Source organism: Stappia albiluteola (assembly GCF_014050225.1).
Classification (GTDB): Bacteria; Pseudomonadota; Alphaproteobacteria; order Rhizobiales; family Stappiaceae; genus Hongsoonwoonella; species Hongsoonwoonella albiluteola.
Map to the genome: position 1 here is coordinate 404,495 of NZ_JACFXV010000043.1, position 21,699 is coordinate 426,193.

Consider the following 21,699-nt stretch of genomic DNA (forward strand, 5'->3'; position numbering starts at 1 on the left):
CAGGTATCATCCCGCTTCCGCGCGAAAGGCTTTCGCAAGTTCGACGAAGCCTTCGACCGATATTTCCTCAGCCCGGCGTGTCGGTTCCAGTCCGGCGGCCACGATCCTGTCCTCGGCATCCGGGCACAGGCTTTTCAGGCTTGCCCGCAGCATTTTGCGCCGCTGTCCGAAGGCAGCGGCAGTGACCTGTTCCAAGGCCTTGAGCGGACAGGCGAGGGGCTCGACCCTTGGCGTCAGATGGACTATCGCGGAGGTGACCTTCGGCGGCGGTGTGAAGGCCTTCGGGCTGATGTCGAACAGCAACTCCGCATTGGTGCGCCAACCCGCCAGAACGCCGAGACGGCCGTAGGCCTTGGATCCGGGGGAGGCAACAATTCGCTCGGCGACCTCCTTCTGGAACATCAGCGTCAGGGAGGACCATACCGGCGGCCACTCGCTGCTGGCGATCCACTGCAGCAGAAGCTGCGTTCCGACGTTGTAAGGCAGGTTTGCCACGATCTTCAGCGGTTCGCCGGCAGCGATTGCCGTCAGGTCGACCTCCAGCGCGTCGCCTTCAATGATTTCCAGCCGGCCGGGATAGCGTGCCGCGATTTCGGCCAGAACAGGCAGGCAGCGCCGGTCTTTCTCGACGGCGACGACCTTCTTTGCGCCGGCGACGAGGAGCGCGCGCGTAAGCCCGCCTGGTCCAGGCCCGACTTCGAGAACAGTCGCGTCGGTGAGATCGCCGGCGGCGCGGGCGATCTTCAGCGTCAGATTCAGGTCGAGCAGGAAATTCTGCCCAAGCGACTTGCGCGCATCGAGGCCGTGTTCCCGGATCACGTCGCGCAGCGGGGGAAGGTCATCGATTTGCGCCATGCGGTTCCGGCCTCAATCCACCGAATGCGGATCTGAAAGTGCGGCTGCAAGGCGCAACGCGGCTTCCAGACTGTCCGGTCGCGCCTTGCCGGTCCCGGCGAGTGAAAGCGCGGTGCCGTGGTCGGGTGACGTGCGCACGAAAGGCAGGCCGAGCGTGACGTTGACCGCGCTGTCAAAGGCAATGGTCTTGATCGGGATGAGCGCCTGATCGTGATACATCGCGAGCGCGCAGTCATACGTTGTCCGCGCCCGGGCGTGAAAGAGCGTATCGGCAGAATAGGGACCGCTCGCGTCTATCCCTTCCGCCCGCAGGTCAGCCACTGCCGGAGCGATGATCTCCATATCCTCGCGCCCGATGGTGCCGCCTTCGCCGGCATGTGGATTGAGACCGCACAAGGCCAGGCGCGGTGCCTCTATACCGAATCTTTTCTTCAGGTCGGCAGCGACGATACGCCCGGTTTCAGCAATCAGTTCCCGACTGAGTGTGCCTGGAACATCCTTCAGCGGGATATGCACGGTTACCGGAACTACGTGAAGGTCCGGACCGGCGAGGAGCATGACCGGGCGTGCGCTGGCAATGCCGAAGCGCGCTGACAGTGCGCCCAGATACTCCGTGTGGCCGGGATAGTCGAACCCGGCATCATAAAGCGCCTTCTTGTGGATTGGGTTGGTGACGACAGCCGCTGCCTTGCCTTGTCGGATATCGTCCACGGCGCGGTCGATCGACGCGATGACGGCTGGGCCGTTGGCACTGCGAAGTTCGCCCGGCTCATCGCTGATTTCGCGGTCGAGCGGGACGACGGGGAGGGCATTACTGAATACGCTCAGCGCCTCGTCGGCTGTGCAGACCCGGATCGGCACTTGCAGCTTGAGGCGTTCGGCGCGCGCAGCCAGCAATCCGGGATCGGCAATGACGTAGAATGCCGGCAGCGTCTCATCGAAGCGGCGCAGCCAGCTGGCAAGAGTGATATCCGGGCCGATACCGCCCGGCTCGCCCATTGTGAGGGCGACCGGAAGAGAGAGTGAGCGCATGGAGCAGCTTTCGGATTCGCGTCAGCGATAATCGATCAGCGCTCTCTGCCTCAATTCGCGCAGATATTGGCGAGACAACGCTTCGCCTTCCTTGTTGCGCAGCTCCGCTTCCTTTGCAACGCGCGCGTCGACGTCTCCGTCGATTTCGCGCTTGTCACAAACCGCAAAAAACTCAAAGCCTTTGGCGCCAAGTGTCGGCTCAGTGGTTCGCCCGACGGAAACCTTCTGGACCGCGTCCTTCAAATTGCCGGGCAATTCCGCCTCGAGGCGGCGGCGCGCAGGCTGGGCGACGACCTCATTGAGCCCCTTCGCGGTCTTCTCGCCTTCCTCGCATGAGGTGAACTGGGCGCGAAACTGGTCGACTTCTCGCTTGCGCTTTGCCTTGAAGTCGTTCGATGCCTTGGACGGAACGACGAAAACATAGGATTGAAGCGTATATTCCACGCTCTTCGCGTTCTCGGTGCCGCCGTCCTTGCGCAAGGCTGCGATAACGTCGGAATCCGTGATCTTCACCGTGGCGCGGAAACGGTTTCGCACGGCCTGGCTCCACGCAAGCTCTGCCTTGAGCCGATCGCGCAACGTTCCGGGATTGACGCCCGATTGTTTGAGAGCGGCTTCCAGGCGGCTCGGCGTCAGCTTCACATTCTGCGCGATGTTGCCGAAAGCTTCGTCCACCTGCCCCTTGGAGACGGATATGCGCAGTCTTTCCGCTTCCTGCAGTTTGAGTGTTTCGTCGACAAGTTCTTCCAGCGCCGCTTTCTGCGCGGCGGCTGCCGACCGTCGCGTGGTCAGGCGAAGCAGTTTGGCCCGCTGATCGACGTCGTAGCTGGTAATAGCCTTGTCGTTGACGATGACTTCGATCGACGTGGCGGATACGGCTGGAGTGGCGCCTGTCAGAGCTATCGCTGCCAGCAGGAGAGCCGCGCGGAGGCCATGACACAGTTTCATAATTCCGCTCCGTTCAATTCCGCCCTGAATCCTGCACGGGCGGTATCCTCGAATATTGCGAGAATTGCCGCAAGGATTTGCGAGTAGCCGGGCACTTCGCCTTTCGAGCGATGCCGGCCAGCGCTTTCTGCGGGGAAATTCAGCCTAAACAGTGGCAAGTAATTCCTGCATTGCCATGTCGGCCTCTCCCCTATTGACCTACTCCCGAGGAAACCTGCGTATCACCCAGGGTTCGGAATCCGACCCTCAGGAAGAACAGCCGGTCCACCGGCTCACCGTTGTTGCGGCTGCGGTCTTCCGAATAGGAGAAGGAGATGGAGAAGCCTTCGTCGTCGTAACCAACGCCGACAGTGTCCTGAACAACGTTGTCGTTGACGAGATCGTAGCGAAGGGCTCCGAAAAGCCGCCAGTTTTCTTCAAGCCGCAGACTTGAGGAACCGAGGATTTCCTCGCGCGAATCCTCGATGCCGAGATCGGGTTGAGAATCCAAGAACGCATAGGCGAGTGTGCCGACGACAGGACCGTAGATTCCCGATGCCTGCACCTGCGCGCGCCGCACACCGAGGTCGCTGCCATCGAATCGCGCCTGAGCACCCAGACGGAAGCCATGGCTCGTATCGAAATAGACGCTGCTGACGTAGTCGGACTGCGTGGAGTCGAGACCCGAATCGCCTGTAGCATCGAGAATGTCGGGTTTGATGTAGGAATTGAGGCCCGCAAGCTGATAGGAGCGGCCGAACAACGCGCTCACATAGCTGCCTTCCTCAAGTTGCACCTTGTACTTGACGCCGAGATTGGCTCTGGTGCCGCCTTCGCTACGGTCGAAACCGGAGAATTTGTCCCATTCGAACAGCGTCGTGGAATCGAACACGATGCTCTGCGCATCCTCGTTCGGCAACTGCCCGATCCGCTGCTCGTCGGGGCGCACGATGATCTGCGCGACCGGCTCGAACACGTGGTTGCCGCCTTCGAAGGTGGCAATGATTGGATACCGGTATTCGAGGCCGACCGCGGGCATGCCGTTCGCCACAACGGCGTCGCCGGTCAGTGCGGTCACGTTCTGATCGGCTGATGCCAGGAAGAACAGGTCGCCCTTCACATAGGCAAACGGCGTGAAGACCTGACCAAGCGGATCGATCAGCGACCGCCGCCAACTGGCCTCCAGGGTCGTACGGGTGAACGTGCCTTCCACGCCGCGGAAGCGGTCCACCGTATTCACGTTGATCGCATCCGTCGTGTCACGCGTCAGGCTGGTCAGGTTGCCGACGAAAGAGAGTTCGCCTCCGGCAATCGGTTCGCCGTAGATATAGCTGTAGTCGACCACCGGATGAACATAGGGCTGCTTGTCCTGTAGCTGGGATCCGACAGGCGCAAACCCGGCCGCGTTCAGCGAGGGTGGGCTGGTAACATAGTCTTCCTGGGATATGCGAAATGCATAGGCGTTGGCTTCGAAGCGGTTCTGCTCGGTATTTCCCTCAAGAAAGATGCGGGAAATGTCATTCGCGGAGCCGAACTCGGTAAACGAATAATCCTTCAGGAAGGCGCGATCGGAGCGGTAGGAAACATCCCAGCCCCAATTCCAGCGCTCGTTGATGTCGAACTTGCCCTCGGAGCCGATGACGCCCCGGAAACGGCGGTCGCCGCTCGATCCGGCAAATTCGCCCGGCTGGGCCTGAAGGATCGCACCGCCAAAAATCGAATAGCTGCCGGTATCCAGTCGCTGGCGCCATTCCGCCTGACCGAGTACGCCCTGCTTGGTCAGCGGCGTTGCCTGCAGCAGGAGATCGTAGGTCGGATCGAGGGCAACTTCGTAAGGAATGGTGAGGCCGGCGCCGACACGACTGCCGACCACTGCCGAGGGGATGAGGAAACCGGACTTGTTTCGTACGGTCGGATCCGGCATCGACAGGTAGGGCAGGTAGATGATCGGCTTGCCGAAGAATTCCAGCGACGCATCCTCGTAATAGATCGTGCGCTCCTGCTGGTCGTGCACGATCTTGGCGGCACGAACACGCCACAGCGGTGGCTTGTTCGGAGGTGTCGTCGGCCGGGTGTAGACCGTGTAGAGCCCGTTCTCGAATGTCGTCTTGTTGCCGGCTTCCCGCTTCGCGGTATCTGCGATGAACCGTGTACGCTGTGGCGTATCGAGTTGCAGGGCTTCGGCGAAACCGTCCCTCAGATTGTCCGAAAGCGTGATCGACTGTGTTGTCAGCACATTGCCATCCGGCTCGGTCAGCCGAACGTTGCCGCTGGCCTTGAGTGTGCTGTTGCGACGGTCGTAGTCCACCCGATCCGCTTCGACCGCATAGTTGTCGTAGTAGATCTGGACGTCGCCGACGGCCGAAATCACATCCCGATCGAAATCGTAGCGAAGCTCGGTCGCCTCCAGAAGAAGCGGTGTGTTTGAGTCGGCCGGTTTCTGCAGTGCGCCGAGAAGAGAACTCGCCGGATCTTGCTGCGCAAGCGCCGGGGAGGCGTGAATGGCACTTATGCCGATGAGAATTCCTGCAAGCCCTGCGAGGCAGGTCGTGCGCAGAAGCCACGAGGATGCGGGGCGCAAAACGCCCTCCGCATCCGCAGCCTGCTGGCTACGGGCGTCTTTCGCCGGTTGCGGGAAGACGAAACGCATACTCATAAACTCAACCGTCTTCCTGATGCAGAAGGATCGTTGATCCCATCAAGATTCCCAAAATTCCAGGCGCCCAAGCTGCGATGACGGGCGGCACGATTCCGGCCCCGCCGAAATCCTTCGCCAGTTCCGACAGAACGTAAAGCACGAACCCGGCTACGATTCCACCCAGAATCAGCCTCCCGATACCACCCATCCTGGAAACTCTAAGTGAAACCGACGCTGCAATCAGCACCATAGCGGCCAGAAGCAGTGGACGGGCGAGAAGTACCTGATATTGAAGCGAGTATCGATAAGCCGGTAATCCCGCGCGTTGTGACAATTCGATCACGCGCGGGAGATCCCAGAAGGGGACCGATTCGGGTGCGGCGATGCTGTTCTGGATCTCGGTCGGCGTGAGGTAGGTGCTTACCGAATAGGACCGGAATTGCTGCGGATCGCCCTCGGTCGTGTATACGGTGGCATTGATGAGGTTCCAGCGACCCGACGAAAGCCTCGCTTCATCGGCTTCGATGCGCTCCATGAACAGGCCTTCGCGATTGAAGGCGAGGATGGTGAGGCCAACGAGCCGCTGACCGCGATCGGCCAGCTGGCGTGCATGCAGGATCGATTCTCCATCCTCGCCGTCCTGGCGCAGCCAGATGTCCTCCTGGGTATCGATCAGGAAATTCTGCTCGTGGCTGAACAGCCCGACCGCCATATCGTCGGACCAGGTCCGCAAATGGACCGCCAGCGGATTGTAGACGGTAATAGCCAGGGCGCCGATGACGAGACCGATGAAGAAGCCCGGCGCCACGAACTGCCAGACCGAAACGCCCGCAGCCCGCGTGACCACCAGCTCCAGCGATCGGCTGAGCGAAAGAAAGGCGCCGATCGAGCCGAAGAGCACGGCGAACGGCAGCACCTGTTCCATCAGTTGCGGAACGCGCAACAGCGAGATGAGGCCGACGCGCAGCAGGGAGAAGCCTTCGCGATCGCCGCCGCGCCTTACCAGCTCGAGCAGATCGAACACGAAGATCAGCACAGCAGCCAGCAGGAAGAGGCCTGCGATTGCGGCGATGAAGCGAAGCGAGAAATAGCTGGCGAGCGTGCGTCCCTTGACCTGCATGTCAGACCGCCCCGCCCGTAGGGCCTGCGCTCCGGCGGGAAAGGAACGATTCCAGCCGCTCAGTCACCTGCTCCAGTCTGTCGTGGATGCGTTCAAGCCATGCGGGATGCGACGATGCGAGGTTAAACCAGACGGCGATCAGAAACCCTGCGACCGGCACGGCATAGAGCGCGAAACGAGCTGAAGGAACGGACGAAATCAGGGTGAGCGCTCCGAAGCCTGCCGTCCTGAGCAAGATCGGCACGATGATCGCCGCCAGCAGGGCGAGATTTCGGCTTTGACGGGTCGTGCGGGCATTGCCGAGAAAGGCGAAGACGATCATGCCGAAAGCCAGCGGATAAAGTGGCTGACTCAGTCGATCGTGCAGCTCGGCGACGAAACGTTCTCTTTTCTCCGCGGCGTATCGATCATCCGGCGATGGCCACATCAATTCGGCCATCGAGCGTTCGCTCGGCTTGTAGACCGGTGCGCTTGCCTCGGGGATGAGGTTCGACAGGTCGAAGGCATAAGACTGGAAGCGGATGATGGAAATGGCGCCACTGCCGCGCGATCGGCGCTGGATGGTACCATCCTGCATGACGAGCAAGGTTCGATCTGCCGCCTCGATGATGTGACCGCGCGCTGCCTCATAGGTGAAGATCGTATCTTCCGCCCGCTCGTCATGCAGCATCAGGCCGTCGAGCTGCCCGTCGCCGGAGCGGTTGCGGATATGGAACGTGAGGCCGTCCTCAACACCGATGAAGCGGCCGGGTTTCACGATATTTGCGACGAGATCGACGCGAACGCGTGCGACTTCATTGCGGAGCAAGGCCAGGCTGGCCGGGGAGATATAGGTCGAAAGGACTGCGCAAAGCAGCGAAACGGCTGCCGAGAACACGATCACGGGGCGCAGGAGGATGGAGCGGGAGGCGCCGGAAGCGCTTATGACGATCAACTCGCTGTCCTGCGATAACGCGTTCAGCACCAGAATCAGCGCGATGAGCAAGGCGAAGGGCGCGACGATAAGCAGCAGAAACGGCATCGCCAGCATGGTAATGCCGATGAACTGCACAATCGTCTGGCCTTTGGAGGTGACCAGGTCCAGTTCGCGTAGTGCCTGCGTGGCCCACACCACGCCCGCCAAGGCGGCCAGCGACGCCATGAATGTAAATGTCAGGCGGCGCAGCACATATCGCTCAAAGGTTTTCATAAGCTGGCCTGACGGACGGGTTTTCGTGCACAAGCGCAAGCCATTCCGCGGGGCGGGGGCGCGCGATGGGATTTAGCGCGAATTTAGGTAAAGAATCGCGGAAGAAAAAGGGTTAGCAAATTGTAAAGTGCTCCGCCGCTTGCCGGATTGCGGTTGGCGCGCCATTGTTTGGCATTCGAAGTCTGCGCATGCGCGGCTGCCGAAGCATCGCAAATGGGGCGGGAACGTTCCTCCTGACGCTTCGTTTGCAATACGGTAGCACTCATCGAACCGAAGCATTCAACGATAAGCATCACCAAAAAAGGACCGCACCTTGTTTCCTGAAATTTTCTTTGCAAAACCGGCGGCACCCAAGAAGGGCGCGGCTGTGGTGTTCGTCGACGAAAACCTGGTTGCCGGACCGGCGGCATCGGAGTTCCTGGCCGCTTCACCGGGGTTGATCGAGAAGGCGGCGAAAGCCGCCTCCTTCAGCGGGAAGCAAAGCAAGATCCTCGATATCGTGGCGCCTGCCGGGCTTTCCTGCGACCGCGTCTTCCTGGTTGGGCTCGGCAAGGTTTCCGACCTCGGGGAAAACGATTGGTCCAAACTCGGGGGTACGGTCATGGGCACCCTCAAGTCTGCTCGTGCCGACCATGCGGCAATATTTCTGGAAACACCGGAGGGCGAAGTTTCGGCCGGTGCTGCCGCCGGCTTTGCCGCCGGCATCAAGCTGCGCAGCTACGTTTTCGACAAATACAAGTCGAAGAAGAACGACGACGAGAACGGCGAGCCGAAAAAACCGATCAAGATCGCGATTGGCATCGAGAACACCAAGGAGGCAAAAAAGGCCTGGAGCGATGCCGAAGGCGTTGCGGACGGCGTGATCCTGGCCAGGGATCTCGTCAATGAGCCGGCCAATGTGCTGGGGCCGGAGGAGTTCGCAAAACGGGCGAAGGAGCTGGAAAAGCTCGGCGTCGAGATCGAAATCCTCGAAGAGAAGGACATGAAGAAGCTCAAGATGCATGCGCTTCTTGGTGTTGCTCAAGGGTCCGTGCGTCCGCCCCGCATGGTGATCATGCGCTGGAATGGTGGAGCGAAGGATGCCAAGCCACTGGCCTTTGTCGGCAAGGGCGTCGTCTTCGATACCGGCGGCATCTCGATCAAGCCGGCCGGCGGCATGGAGGACATGAAGGGCGATATGGGCGGCGCCGCCGCCGTGACCGGTCTGATCCACGCGCTTGCAGCGCGAAAGGCGAAGGTCAACGCCATCGGCGTCATCGGGCTCGTGGAAAACATGCCGGACGGCAATGCACAGCGCCCCGGCGACATTGTCACCGCGATGTCAGGTGCGACGATCGAGGTGATCAACACCGACGCGGAAGGCCGCCTCGTTCTTGCCGATGCGCTCTGGTATACGCAGGAGCGGTTCAAGCCGGCCTTCATGATCAACCTCGCCACGCTAACCGGCGCGATTATCATCGCCCTCGGTCACCACCATGCCGGCATCTTCTCCAACAATGACGAACTGGCGGAGCGTTTGACCAAGGCCGGCCTCGATGCGGATGAAAAGGTCTGGCGGCTGCCCTTGTCGAAGGACTACGACAAGATCATCGATACACCGAATGCGGACATGAAGAATACCGGCGGCCGCGCGGCAGGCTCGATCACCGCGGCCCAGTTTCTGCAGCGCTTCGTCAACGACGTGCCCTGGGTTCACATCGATGTTGCCGGCACGGCGATGGGCAGCCCCAAGACAGAGCTGAGCCAGGGCTGGGCGTCCGGTTACGGTGTCAGGTTGCTGGAGCGATTGGTAGCGGGTTTCTACGAAGGCAAATAGGGGACCCGCACGCAGGCTTGCTAAAAAATAAAAACCCGCCGGAAACGACGGGTTTTTTCTTTCGGAAAAATCGAGGTTGCCTCAGCAGGTCTTGTAGGCCTGACAAGTGCTGTTTGCTTCGCTGACGACCGTGCCCATGGCAATCGTCGCGCCGGCAAGGCCCATGACCAGTCCGAAGAAAAGGGCAATTCGCACAGCCATAAAAAACACTCCAGTTAACCCGTGCCAGGCTCCGGCGTAGACCGAATTCGCTTTAGAGGCTGTGACGCAGAGCACGAAACATCCCCATCCCCGGAACCGAGAATCTCCCGGGCACGTTGGGAAAGCGTTAATGACAAAAGGATTGGCGAAGTAAAGGCGAAGGAATGGCGCGGATCAGGGCACGGACTTCACCGCCCTGGCCGGAAGATCATGTGTAAGCTATTGAGAAGGCGTATGAATTGATGCCGCGACGCAGAGCAGGTAGGTAGTATGCGGAAAAATGAGGCTGGAATGGTGTTGCCGGAAAGCCGCACTTGCGCCGACCGGCCTGTGGATTGAAAGTTCCTTCATGGCCGAAGTCCTGTTCTACCACCTGACATTACGTCCGCTCGAATCGGTGCTGCCCGAGTTGCTCGAGAAATGCCTTGAGCGCGGTTGGCGTGCCACCGTGCAGACCGGTTCGCCCGAGCGCTGCGCTCATCTCGACGCGCATTTGTGGACCTATCGCGACGAGGCCTTTTTGCCGCATGGAACTTCTGCGGACGGACCTGCGGAAAATCAGCCTGTCTATCTCACGGCGGGCTCCGACAATCCGAATCGGTCGGACGTCCGTTTTCTTGTCGATCGTGCCGAACCGCCAGATCTGTCGCCCTATCAGCGCGCTGTCTTTCTGTTCGACGGCCACGATCCGGAGGCCGTCTTGGAAGCGCGCAGCCACTGGACGGCAGCGAAGGATGCCGGCCACCAGATCACTTATTGGCAGCAGACGGAGCAGGGTGGCTGGGAGCGCAAGGCATGAGCGGTACCGATGACGATACGGACGCTGACTTCATGGCCCGTCGCGATGCTGCCCGCGCGCGCCTCGATCTCCTGTTCGGGTCGAAAGGCGGCGATGGGGATGCACGCGCATCCTGGTTCGAGGCGGTGTACGAGCAAGCCGCAGGCGACCCTGCCGCCGTGCCCTGGGCCGATCTGAAACCGAAGGCGGCACTTTGCGACTGGCTGACAACGCATCCTGGCAATGGAAAGCGGGCTGTCGACATTGCCTGCGGGCTTGGCGACAACGCGGAAGCGATTGCCGCCTCCGGATATGTGACCACCGCCTTCGATCTTTCGAAAGGCGCGATCGAGTGGGCGCGCCGCCGCTTCCCGGAAAGCAAGGTCGATTATCGTCAGGCGGACCTTTTCGATCTGCCAACGGAATGGCACCGATCGTTCGATCTCGTGCACGAATGCTACACCGTTCAGGCGCTTCACGGCCAACTGAGGAATCAGGCGTTTGCTGCGATCGCCGAACTCGTCACGCCTGGCGGCACGCTCCTTGTGATCACGCGGGTGCGGGAGGAAGGCGAAGAGGTCAACGGTCCGCCTTGGCCACTTGAGCCTTCGGAGCTGTCTCGCTTCGAGGCTGCGGGTCTCGGTCTCGTCGCCGAGAAAGCCTATGACGTTAGTCGGGCCGATCGTGTGATCCCGCACAAGATGCTGGAATTCCGGCGTCCCGAATAGGGTCGTACGAGCAAGGAAGCCCTTATCTGACCCAATTTCCGAAGGCGTAAAGCCGTTACCGATTGGCGTCCGCCTGAAAATGATATACGTACCTCAAAAATCGGATCAGGGCGGATGCCGACTGCTGATTGGGGCGTTCGACTGACCAGTTGATGTCGTTCGCGAGGGAGTTCTGGCGTGTATCTAGGCATTGATGTCGGTACATCCGGCGTGAAAGCCGTATTGATCGACGAGGCGCAGAAGGTGGTCGGCTCGGCGACCGCGGCGCTGGTCGTATCCCGGCCGAAACCCGGCTGGTCGGAACAGGACCCGGCTGACTGGTGGCAAGCGACCCGGTCGGCCCTGGACGAGCTTGCCCGCGACCATTCGCGGCCAATGTCGGCTGTCGTTGCTATCGGCCTTTCGGGTCAGATGCACGGCGCAACCCTGCTTGACGACGAAGATCGGGTGCTACGGCCGGCAATTCTATGGAACGATGGACGCTCGGCCACCGAATGCGCGGAGCTCGATGCACGCGCCGATTTTCGCGGCATTGGCGGCAATCTGGTCATGCCCGGCTTCACCGCGCCGAAGCTCGAATGGGTGCGCAAGCATGAGGCCGATATCTTCGGTCGCATCGCCAAGGTCCTTTTGCCGAAGGATTATATCCGCCTGATGCTGACGGGTGCCCATGTCTCGGACATGTCCGATTCCGCCGGCACGCTCTGGCTCGACGTTGAGGGGCGCAAATGGTCGGATGCGCTGCTGGCGGCCTGCGGGCTACAGCGGTCGCAAATGCCGGATCTCGTCGAAGGCAGTGACGCTTCGGCGGAACTGAAGGTCGAACTGGCCAGTCGCTGGGGCATGGCAAAAAGACCGGTGGTTGCCGGAGGTGCCGGCGATAATGCGGCCAGCGCCTGCGGCATTGGGGCCGTGTCACCAGGAGGCGCGTTCCTTTCCATCGGAACATCCGGGGTGCTCTTCGTGTCCACGGACCGTTTTCGTCCCAATACGGAGAGTGCCGTTCACGCCTTTTGCCATGCCATTCCGGATACCTGGCACCAGATGGGTGTTATCCTCTCGGCAACCGACAGCCTGAACTGGCTGTCGCGCATGACCGGTAGCGACCCTGCGGCCCTTGTGGAAGAGGCGGAGGCCGCTGCCTTAAACGGGGCAGGGCCATCGCCGGTTACCTTCCTGCCCTATCTCTCAGGCGAGCGGACGCCGCATAACGATGCGTCGGCACGCGGCGCGTTTGCCGGGCTTGCACAAGCGCAGGAGCGGGCAGACCTCACGCAAGCGGTGCTCGACGGCGTGGCTTTTGCCTTCCGCGATTGCCTCGATGCACTGCTCGCGGCGGGAACCGATGTCAACCGCATGACTGCGGTCGGTGGCGGCGCAAGATCCCGGCTCTGGCTGAAGATCATGGCCAGCGTGCTGGAGCGAAATGTCGATGTTCCGGACAACGGCGACTACGGCGCGGCCTTCGGCGCGGCGCGTCTCGGCATGGCGGCGGCCGGCGAGTCGCATGAGACTATATTTGGGCCCCCCGCCATCACGGAAACGATCGAACCCGACGCGCGGCTAATCGCGGCCTACGGCGAACGCCTGCAGCGCTACCGCGCCCTTTATCCTTCCTTGAAAGAGGTGTTCTCATGACGACCGGCTTTTTCGGCGACCTCCAATCCGTCCGCTACGAGGGACCTGACAGCGACAATCCGCTGGCCTACCGCTGGTACGATCCGGATCGGCTGGTGCTCGGCAAGCGGATGGAAGACCATCTGCGCTTCGCCATCTGCTACTGGCACAATTTCTGCTGGCCGGGCGGCGATCCGTTCGGCGGCCAGACGTTCGAACGCCCCTGGTTCGGAGAAGCCCTGGATCAGGCCAAGCTGAAGGCAGATGTCGCCTTCGAGATGTTCGAGATCCTCGGCGCTCCCTATTTCTGCTTCCACGACCGCGATATCGCCCCGGAAGGTGCAAGCCTCGCGGAATCGAACCGCAATGTTCGCGAGATTGCCGACTATTTCCGCCCGAAGATGGAAAAAAGCGGTACGAAGCTGCTGTGGGGCACGGCCAATCTCTTCTCCAACCGCCGTTACATGGCGGGTGCGGCGACCAATCCGGATCCGGACGTTTTCGCCTATGCGGCGGCGCAGGTGAAGAACTGCATCGACGTGACCCATGAACTCGGCGGCGAGAACTACGTGCTGTGGGGCGGGCGCGAGGGTTATGAAACCCTGCTCAACACGAACCTGAAGCAGGAGCTTGATCAGCTTGGCCGTTTCCTGTCCTTGGTTGTCGAGTACAAGCACAAGATCGGCTTTTCCGGCACGATCCTGATCGAGCCGAAGCCGCAGGAGCCGACCAAGCACCAGTACGATTTCGATGTCGGCACGGTCTACGGCTTCCTGAAGTCCTACGGGCTCGAAAAGGACGTGAAGGTCAATATCGAAGTTGGCCACGCGGTGCTTGCCGGCCATTCCTTCGAGCACGAATTGGCGCTGGCTGCCGCGCTCGGTATTTTTGGCTCCGTGGACATGAACCGCAACGACTATCAGTCTGGCTGGGATACCGACCAGTTCCCGATGAACGTGCCGGAGCTCGGGCTCGCCATCTACGAGATCCTGAAGGCGGGCGGCTTCACCACGGGCGGCATGAATTTCGATGCCAAGCTCCGCCGCCAGTCGATCGATCCGGAGGACCTGATCCACGCCCATGTCGGCGGCTTCGACGCCTGCGCGCGAGGTCTTCTGGTCGCAGCCGATCTGATCGAGAAGGGCGAATTGTCCAAGGCGCTCTCGGACCGCTATGCGGGCTGGGAGGCGCCCCGTGGCAAGTCGATGCTTTCCGGGGCCTTGGACCTTGCCGAGATTGCGTCGGCGGTGGAACGGGAGAACCTCGATCCGCAGCCGAGGTCCGGGCGCCAGGAGCGTCTGGAAAATATCGTCAATCGCAGCCTGTGATGACAACGGCCGGCAGGGGTGGGCCCTGCCGGTACAGCCACTGCTACGCTCAGTTTGGGTTCGGTGGTCAGGCAGAGTGATGACCGGGGCTGTTCACCTCTCTCCTCAAAGGGAGAGGTTGGTGCACCAGCGCCGGGTGTGGGCGAATAAGAAGCCCTGAAACTTCAACAATTCAAAATGACCCCTCACCCTAACCCTCTCCGAAAGGGAGAGGGGACGGCGCCTACACACGGTCTGTACTTCACCATCAAACTGAAATCGGGCAGCAATGTAAGGCCGGTCTGCCTCACTCCGGGCGGCAGATTTCCCCGCGCAGCGCAGCGAGCGTCGTTCGCGCGAGCAGTACGAAGATGACGAGAGCCAGCGTGGCATATGCGGCAATCCCGGCGAGAATGCCTCCCTGCGTGTGATGGGCCGCATCGACATAGATGAAGGTCGCGACCGTGAAACCTGCAAGCGGGAAGGAATAAGCCCACCAGGCGATCGAAAACGGTAGCCGGACCAGCTTGCGTATCTGCAGCAGGATGACCGCTGCAAAAAAGACCGCGCTGAAATAGAGGATGCGGCCGAAGGCGTCGAGTTCGGGGCTCAGTTGCATCCATGCGATGAAGGCGACGGATGGCGGAGCGATCAGGATCACCAGTGTCGGCAGCAAGCGCTCCGGGATCGGATTGTGGAAGACCAGTCGGTTGAAAATGAGCGTCAGCAAAACGATCCAGAAGACGATGCCAACCGAGAAAAAGAACCAGGACAGTTCCACATAGCCGAAGGAAACGCCGGCAATCGGTACGAGCACGTTGCCGACGGCGGGGATGAACCAGGCTGGCGTCAGATGCACCGACTCAAATGGCCGGTGACTGATCCATGCCGAAACCACGCCAAGCGTGAAGACGAAATGCAGGAATGCCCCCGTCGCCCAGACGGTTTTCGCGGGCAGAGGCCAAAGCACGGACATCGCAGACCCTGTAAGGATCAGTCCGATGCTGATGGCAGGAAAGAAGGCGATTTTCACCGGATGGTGCCAGTCGGCGGCGACGGCCTTTGGATAGCGTAATGCCTTCAGGCCGTAGAGCATGAGGCTCCCGGCCAACACGCCCACGGTAATTGCGAGAAACGTACTGCTTGCCGCGTGCGTCAGGTGTGCGGCGCCTTCCAGGCGCAACGTGGCGAGCGTCATGCCGCTCAAGCCCATCACCGTGGCAAAGAAATTGACCGGAAAATATTCGAGCCAGGCGCCAGCCGTGCGGTCCACCGCGCTTCCCGGGCTCTGCGCGTCCATTCCAGTCTCCCGAATTCAGGCAACATAAGAGGCGCAAGTCTGCTCATTGCAGCATGCGACCCGTGTATATACCTCTATTCGCGGAATTCGGGAGGAACGTTTTTGAGAAAGGTGTTTTTCCTGAAATAACAAAAGCGTGCAAAATCAGGATTGCTGGTTCAACCGAGCTTCGATTGGGAGGATTACGGGGCTGAAGGCGGGAGTCTCATTCGCGTCAAGCGGGACCGGCGCTTCGAGTTCGCCCACCGGGCATTGCTCGGACAGGAATTTCCATGACGTGTTATTGAGCACCATCTGGCACTGCGCAAGTTCCAGACCGTTTGCGGTCTTCAGGCAGACGGTGTCGCCAAGATTGTAGTCTGAGCCCCGGAAGCGGCAGGTGCAATCGACCGCGCTTGCCGCTGCGGCTGCGAAGGTGGTCATCGCGCCGGTGAGCAGGAGGAGAGCGATCTTGCCTGTCGTTCCCGTACTCATAGCAAAAGCATAGCACGGGAAACCGGCCCTGACGATCAGGGAGTGTAAAGGCTCCAGCCGTTCACGCGGGGCCAGACCTCGGCAATGTGGCCGTCCGCTTCGGCGACGTGATAGGCATCATAGGCCGCCGCGGTCATGCAGGCGTGGTTCGGCAGCACCCGCAAAAGGCTGCCGACCGGAAAGCGGTTGAGATCGAGCGGCGACCCGTCCCGCGTCGTGACATAGCCATGCTCTTGGCTGACGCCGTTCACGTAGAGGCCGGGAATGAGCCTGCCGACCTCGTCGGTCAGAAAGCCATAGCCGCAGTCGTTTTCCTGGATCGCGCATGACCGGTCTTTGGAGAGCGCCATGCCGCCTGCATCGATGACAAGCCGGTTCAGGTGGGGAGCGTGGCTGACGACGGAGGTCAGCACGCTGAGCGCAATGGCGTCTGGCGGACAAACACCAAGGTTGGACTGGAAGACGTCCTGGAACATGTAGACGCCGGCGCGAACCTCATCGACCCCTTCATAGGAGGTGCCGAAGCGCGCGGTTGGCGTGGATCCGACACTGACGGTCGGGCAGGGGATACCGTCGGCGCGTATCGCCTCGGCAGCGGCGACCGTGATGCGCCGTTCCTGTTCCGCCATCGCTTCGATTTCGGCGAGGGAGCGAGAGGCGTAGCTTTCCCCGCCGTGGGCCATGACCCCGGCAAGGACCAGCCGCTCTGTCGAGTGGATCCTCGTGGCGATATCGATCAGTCGCGTTTCGCCAGGCTGCAAACCGGTGCGGTGATGGTCGACATCGATTTCGAGAAACACCCTCAGTGGCGGACCTTCGGGCAAGGCGGCCGCCAAAGCATCGGCGCCCTCCATCGTGTCGAGGCAGACGGCCACGTTGGCGCCGGTTCGGTTCAACGCCATCACCCGGTCGATCTTCGCTGGAACGATCGAAACGGCGTAAAGCATGTCGCTCAGACCGTGCGACGCGAAATATTCCGCCTCGCGCAGGGTGGAAACCGTCCATCGGTCGGCACCATGGGCCTGGCAGAGACGAGCGACATCGATCGATTTCGCGGTCTTCAGATGCGGGCGCAATGGCACACCGATGGTGCGGAAGCGAGCGGCCATCGACGCTATATTGGCAGCAAGCTTCGCACGGTCGAGAAGAAGGCAAGGGGTTTCGAAAGCGCCTTGAGGCATCACCGATATTGCTCCTCAGGCGGCGAGCCGCACCCACACCGGAACATGATCGGACGGCTTTTCCCATCCGCGCACGAAACGGTCGATGCCGCAGCTCTCGAAGCGGTCGGCGGCCTGCGGTGACATGAGGATGTGGTCGATGCGAATGCCTTCGTCCTTCTGCCAGGCGCCGGCCTGATAATCCCAGAAGGTAAAGACTCCGGCGTCATCGTTCACCGAACGCACTGCCTCCGTGAAACCCAGATTGGCGAGGGCGCGGAAGGCGCGGCGGCTCTCCGGCCTGAAAAGGGCGTCGCCAACCCATCTTTCGGGGCTTTTCGCGTCGATTGGATCCGGGATCACGTTGTAGTCGCCAACGAGCAGGAAGGCTTCCTCCAGATCAAGGCGTTGCCTTGCATGCGCGTGCAGCCGCTCCATCCACGCCAGCTTGTAGGGAAACTTTTCAGACTCCACCGGATTGCCGTTCGGCAGGTAGAGGCAACCAACGCGGACGACACCGCTCTCCGTCGACATGACGCCTTCGATGTAACGGGCCTGCTCGTCGTTTTCGTCGCCCGGCAGGCGGGTCAGTACCTCGTCGAAAGGCCTCTTCGACAACAGGGCGACGCCATTGAAGCCTTTCTGGCCGTGGGTCGCGACGTTGTAACCGAGATCCTCGAAGGGCTCGCGCGGGAAATTCTCGTCGACCGACTTGATCTCCTGGAAGCAGGCGATATCCGGGCTCTCGCTCTTCAGCCAGTCGAGCACGGTGTCGATACGGGCCTTCACCCCGTTGATATTCCAGGTCGCGATCTTCAAGGGAGGCTCCAAGCAGCGTTCGTCGGATGATTCAGATCGAGAAGCTGGTGCCGCAGCCGCACCCTGCGGTGGCATTCGGGTTCTTGATCTGGAAGGACTGGCCTATCAGGTCATCGACGAAGTCGATCTCCGAACCTGCCATATATTGCAGGGAAACGGCGTCGATCAGTACGGTCGCGCCGCCTTGCTCGATGACGAAATCATCCGGCTCGCGCTCCTGCACGAGGTCGTATTTGTACTGGAAACCGGAGCAACCGCCGCCCTCGACGCTGATGCGCAGCATCGTCTGCGCGGGCTCGGCTGCAAGGATGCGCGAAACCCGCTTTGCGGCTCTCTCGCTGATTGTCACGTTGTCGGAAACTGCCTGGTCCATCTTCTTCCCATGGCTTTCTCGATCCGCCGCAACGGGACGGCGCAATATCGATTCGAAGCAGGCTGTCGGCCTCATGCGGTGGCACGATCTGCTGCATTCATGTTACCAGAATAGGTATGGATGCGGGCCTGCTGCGTCAACACTCCATGCGCGCAGGCAGTTGAGCCGGCATTTGCGCCCGCATCGGCAGCGGAGCGTGGACAAGCGTTGCGGCGTGGTGGAAAAAGAGCCGCTTTTCGAAAATCACGCCAGAAGCAGGCAAGCAGCGGACGAGCCGGAGTGAAGATGGTCGCAACCCTTGGCTATGGCGCCCAGCCGCGCGCTGTTTACGCCGTCGACCCGGACCGGAGCCGGGGCAGGCTCTTCGATGAGGCGGAAAGCCCGACGCGCACTCCGTTTCAGCGCGACCGCGACCGCATCATCCATTCCTCCGCCTTCCGCAGGCTCAAGCACAAGACGCAGGTCTTCGTCTATCACGAGGGCGATCATTACCGCACGCGCCTGACGCATACGATCGAGGTGTCGCAGATCGCGCGGGCCCTGTCGCGGGCGCTCCGTCTCGACGAGGATCTGGCCGAGTGTCTGGCGCTGGCCCACGACCTCGGCCATACGCCTTTCGGCCACGAAGGCGAGGACGTGATGCATGACTGCATGGCGCCCTTTGGCGGCTTCGACCATAACGCGCAGTCGCTCCGCGTCGTCGTGAAGCTGGAGCGCCGCTATGCGGAATTCGACGGGCTGAACCTTTCCTGGGAGACGCTCGAAGGCCTCGTCAAGCACAATGGCCCCCTGATAACCCGCGATGGCAGGCCGCTCGGCAAATTCAAGGGTAGCGAGTTGCCCTTCGCCATCCGGCGATATGGCGAGCAGCAGGATCTCGAGCTCTGGTCCTGGCCGAGCGCGGAGGCGCAGGCAGCGGCGATCGCCGACGATATCGCCTACGATGCCCATGATCTCGACGACGGGCTGCGTGCCGGCCTGTTTCGCATAGAGGATATGGCCAGCGTCCCGTTTCTTGCCTCGATCCTCGCCGAGGTGGATGGCCGTTATCCCGGACTGGAGACATCCCGCCGCATCCACGAGATCGTGCGGCGCTGCATCACGCGTATGGTCGAGGACGTCATCGGGGAATCAATCCGCCGGCTGGCAGAGCTTGATCCGCGAAGTGCAGGGGATGTCCGGAATGCCGGGCGGGCAGTCGTCGGCTTCTCGCCCGCCATGCAGGCCGCGGAGCGGGAGGTGAAGGCCTTCCTGTTCGCGCATGTCTATCGCCACGAGAACGTCTTGTCCGTTCGCCGCAAGGTGGCGCGGATCGTACGGGAATTGTTCGACTTCTATCTCACCCGACCGGACAGGATGCCGGATGAATGGGCGAGTGGGCTCGATAATGCGGCTCAGGCACAGATCGCGCGCCGCGTCTGCGATTATATCGCCGGAATGACCGACCGCTATGCGGTCGACGAACATCGCCGATGGTTTGACGATACCCCCGATTTGGGATAGGCCCCGCGAAGTTCTCTTTTGCGACAGGGGTCGCCAGGCTGCGGAAAAGCTGCAGCGCGACGCCGATCGAGCTTCGAGTGGATCCATGAACATCTTCGCAGACTTCACGAGCCGCATTCGTTCAATCGTGGAAGCGCTTGATCTCGCAACGGAAGATGGAAATCTGGACCTCTCCCGCATTGTTGTGGAGCCGCCGCGCGATTCCGCGCATGGCGATCTTGCGACCAATGCGGCCATGGTGCTCGCCAAGCCCTTGAAGCGCAATCCAAGGGAGCTTGCGGGCGCAATCGCGGAAGGCCTGCAAAAGGACGGCGACGTTCTTTCGGTCGAGATCGCAGGTCCCGGCTTCATCAATATCCGACTGCATCCACGCATGCTGGAACGTGTGCTCGCGGCGGTGCTTCAGGACGGACGGAACTTCGGCCGCTCGAAGCTTGGCGGCGGCAAGAAGGTCAATGTCGAATACGTTTCGGCAAACCCGACCGGGCCTATGCATGTCGGCCACTGCCGCGGGGCGGTCGTCGGCGATGCTCTTGCGAGCCTTCTCGATTTCGCCGGCTACGACGTCACGCGCGAGTACTACATCAACGATGCAGGCGCCCAGATCGAGGTTTTGGCCCGCTCTGCGTTTCTGCGCTATCGCGAGGCATTGGGACACGACATCGGCGAAATCCCCTCCGGCCTCTATCCGGGCGACTACCTCGTCCCGGTCGGCAAGGCCCTGGCGGAAAAATACGGCGCCTCGCTCGATTCCATGCCGGAGGCTGAGTGGCTGCCGATCGTCAAGCAGGCCGCCATCGATGCGATGATGGACCTGATCCGCGAGGATCTAGCGCTCCTCAACGTCCACCATGACGTCTTCTTCTCCGAAAAGACGCTGCATGAACGCGTGGATGGTTCCGCCTCGCAAATCGATGAGATGCTTGCGGACCTTCGCGGGCGCAACCTGGTCTACGAAGGCACGCTGCCGCCGCCGAAGGGGCAGCTGCCGGAAGACTGGGAAGATCGCGAGCAGACGCTGTTTCGCGCGATGGACTTTGGCGACGATATCGACCGCCCGCTGAAGAAATCCGACGGTTCCTATACCTACTTTGCCGCCGACGTAGCGTATTTTCGCTCCAAGTATCTGCGCGGCTTCAAAGAGATGATCTATATCCTGGGGGCCGATCACGGAGGATACGTGAAGCGCCTGGAGGCCGTCGGGCGTGCGATTTCCGGCGGAGAGGCGGAAGTCATCGTCCGTCTGTGCCAGCTCGTTAAGCTCTTCCGGGCCGGCGAACCGGTCCGCATGTCGAAGCGCTCCGGAGACTTCATCACCTTGCGGGACGTGGTGGAGGAGGTCGGCCGCGATCCCGTCCGCTTCATGATGCTGTTTCGCAAGAACGATGCGCCGCTCGACTTCGACTTCCAGAAGGTTACGGAGCAGTCGAAAGACAATCCCGTATTCTATGTGCAATACGGCCATGCACGCTGTCGCTCGGTGCTGCGGCAGGCGCGTGAGGACCTCGGTGGCGCCGATTTGTCGACTTCGGTCTTGTCGGGGGCTGATTTTTCGCTATTGACTGATTCGGGCGAAAAGCAATTGCTGGCCCTGCTTGCCGCCTGGCCGAGACAAGTTGAGGCGGCTGCCGAAGCGCATGAGCCTCACAGGATTGCTTTCTTCCTGCACGAACTGGCTAGCGCTTTGCATTCACACTGGAATCGCGGAAAGGATCTGCCCCAATTACGCTTTATTAACCCTGAAGATCGACAAATGACCTTAGCGCGCCTGGCAATGGTTCATGCGATCTCTTTGGTGCTTTCTGCAGGGCTTGGTATTCTTGGCGTTGCTGCCCCAGAGGAGATGCGCTGACGACGGGCGA

18 protein-coding genes are annotated in these 21,699 nt (G+C 61.1%); 7 read left to right on the forward strand and 11 right to left on the reverse strand.

What is annotated here, in order from left to right; translation table 11 throughout:
* Nucleotides 1-6 precede the first annotated feature (6 nt).
* The 6 genes from rsmA to lptF all read right to left on the reverse strand — a co-directional run bounded on the left by rsmA (nt 7) and on the right by lptF (nt 7,761).
* Nucleotides 7-855, reverse strand: coding sequence for a 16S rRNA (adenine(1518)-N(6)/adenine(1519)-N(6))-dimethyltransferase RsmA (gene rsmA / locus H2509_RS06150; RefSeq protein WP_182163336.1), 849 nt, complete (start codon nt 853-855; stop codon nt 7-9).
* Between the two features lie 12 nt (nt 856-867).
* Nucleotides 868-1,887 (reverse strand): 4-hydroxythreonine-4-phosphate dehydrogenase PdxA, encoded by a 1,020-nt coding sequence (gene pdxA, locus H2509_RS06155; RefSeq protein ID WP_182163338.1) that lies wholly within the window; start codon nt 1,885-1,887, stop codon nt 868-870.
* Nucleotides 1,888-1,908: 21 nt separating this feature from the next.
* The gene (locus H2509_RS06160; RefSeq protein ID WP_182163340.1) at nt 1,909-2,835 is read right to left on the reverse strand and encodes a SurA N-terminal domain-containing protein; all 927 of its coding nucleotides are present in this window, start codon (nt 2,833-2,835) and stop codon (nt 1,909-1,911) included.
* Nucleotides 2,836-3,025: 190 nt separating this feature from the next.
* Nucleotides 3,026-5,470 carry an LPS-assembly protein LptD gene (locus H2509_RS06165; RefSeq protein WP_209001814.1) on the reverse strand — a complete coding sequence of 815 codons (2,445 nt, stop codon included), beginning with the start codon at nt 5,468-5,470 and terminating at the stop codon, nt 3,026-3,028.
* Nucleotides 5,471-5,474: 4 nt separating this feature from the next.
* Nucleotides 5,475-6,572: an LPS export ABC transporter permease LptG gene (lptG, locus tag H2509_RS06170; protein WP_182163342.1), complete on the reverse strand. Its 1,098-nt coding sequence runs from the start codon at nt 6,570-6,572 to the stop codon at nt 5,475-5,477.
* A 1-nt stretch (nt 6,573) separates the two neighbouring features.
* The gene (gene lptF / locus H2509_RS06175; protein WP_182163344.1) at nt 6,574-7,761 is read right to left on the reverse strand and encodes an LPS export ABC transporter permease LptF; all 1,188 of its coding nucleotides are present in this window, start codon (nt 7,759-7,761) and stop codon (nt 6,574-6,576) included.
* 313 nt (nt 7,762-8,074) lie between these two features.
* On the opposite strand from lptF, the gene H2509_RS06180 reads away from it, so the two are divergent.
* The 5 genes from H2509_RS06180 to xylA all read left to right on the forward strand — a co-directional run bounded on the left by H2509_RS06180 (nt 8,075) and on the right by xylA (nt 14,229).
* Entirely contained in the window at nt 8,075-9,577 is a 1,503-nt protein-coding gene (locus tag H2509_RS06180) for a leucyl aminopeptidase (protein ID WP_182163346.1), read from the forward strand.
* Between the two features lie 550 nt (nt 9,578-10,127).
* Complete coding sequence (locus H2509_RS06185; RefSeq protein WP_182163348.1) at nt 10,128-10,577, forward strand: DNA polymerase III subunit chi; 450 nt, start codon at nt 10,128-10,130, stop codon at nt 10,575-10,577.
* A complete protein-coding gene (locus H2509_RS06190) occupies nt 10,574-11,284 on the forward strand; it encodes a class I SAM-dependent methyltransferase (protein WP_182163350.1) in 711 nt (236 codons plus the stop codon). The genes H2509_RS06185 and H2509_RS06190 overlap by 4 nt, the downstream gene beginning before the upstream one ends.
* A gap of 177 nt (nt 11,285-11,461) precedes the next feature.
* The gene (gene xylB, locus H2509_RS06195; RefSeq protein ID WP_182163352.1) at nt 11,462-12,922 is read left to right on the forward strand and encodes a xylulokinase; all 1,461 of its coding nucleotides are present in this window, start codon (nt 11,462-11,464) and stop codon (nt 12,920-12,922) included.
* Entirely contained in the window at nt 12,919-14,229 is a 1,311-nt protein-coding gene (gene xylA / locus H2509_RS06200; RefSeq protein WP_182163354.1) for a xylose isomerase, read from the forward strand. Before xylB ends, xylA begins: the two co-directional genes overlap by 4 nt.
* Nucleotides 14,230-14,515: 286 nt before the next feature.
* On the opposite strand, the gene H2509_RS06205 is transcribed toward xylA, so the two are convergent.
* From H2509_RS06205 to erpA, 5 genes are all read right to left on the reverse strand, one after another.
* Nucleotides 14,516-15,508 (reverse strand): SLAC1 anion channel family protein, encoded by a 993-nt coding sequence (locus H2509_RS06205; protein ID WP_182163356.1) that lies wholly within the window; start codon nt 15,506-15,508, stop codon nt 14,516-14,518.
* A 144-nt stretch (nt 15,509-15,652) separates the two neighbouring features.
* Nucleotides 15,653-15,982, reverse strand: coding sequence for a hypothetical protein (locus H2509_RS06210; RefSeq protein ID WP_182163358.1), 330 nt, complete (start codon nt 15,980-15,982; stop codon nt 15,653-15,655).
* A 35-nt stretch (nt 15,983-16,017) separates the two neighbouring features.
* Nucleotides 16,018-17,163 carry an alanine racemase gene (locus tag H2509_RS06215; protein ID WP_182163360.1) on the reverse strand — a complete coding sequence of 382 codons (1,146 nt, stop codon included), beginning with the start codon at nt 17,161-17,163 and terminating at the stop codon, nt 16,018-16,020.
* A gap of 15 nt (nt 17,164-17,178) precedes the next feature.
* The gene (gene xth / locus H2509_RS06220) at nt 17,179-17,961 is read right to left on the reverse strand and encodes an exodeoxyribonuclease III (protein ID WP_182163362.1); all 783 of its coding nucleotides are present in this window, start codon (nt 17,959-17,961) and stop codon (nt 17,179-17,181) included.
* A gap of 31 nt (nt 17,962-17,992) precedes the next feature.
* Nucleotides 17,993-18,334, reverse strand: coding sequence for an iron-sulfur cluster insertion protein ErpA (erpA, locus tag H2509_RS06225; RefSeq protein ID WP_182163364.1), 342 nt, complete (start codon nt 18,332-18,334; stop codon nt 17,993-17,995).
* A 285-nt stretch (nt 18,335-18,619) separates the two neighbouring features.
* Between erpA and H2509_RS06230 the strand changes: the two genes are divergently transcribed.
* Nucleotides 18,620-19,837, forward strand: coding sequence for a deoxyguanosinetriphosphate triphosphohydrolase (locus H2509_RS06230; RefSeq protein ID WP_182163367.1), 1,218 nt, complete (start codon nt 18,620-18,622; stop codon nt 19,835-19,837).
* A gap of 85 nt (nt 19,838-19,922) precedes the next feature.
* Nucleotides 19,923-21,689 carry an arginine--tRNA ligase gene (argS, locus tag H2509_RS06235; RefSeq protein WP_182163369.1) on the forward strand — a complete coding sequence of 589 codons (1,767 nt, stop codon included), beginning with the start codon at nt 19,923-19,925 and terminating at the stop codon, nt 21,687-21,689.
* Nucleotides 21,690-21,699: the final 10 nt, after the last annotated feature.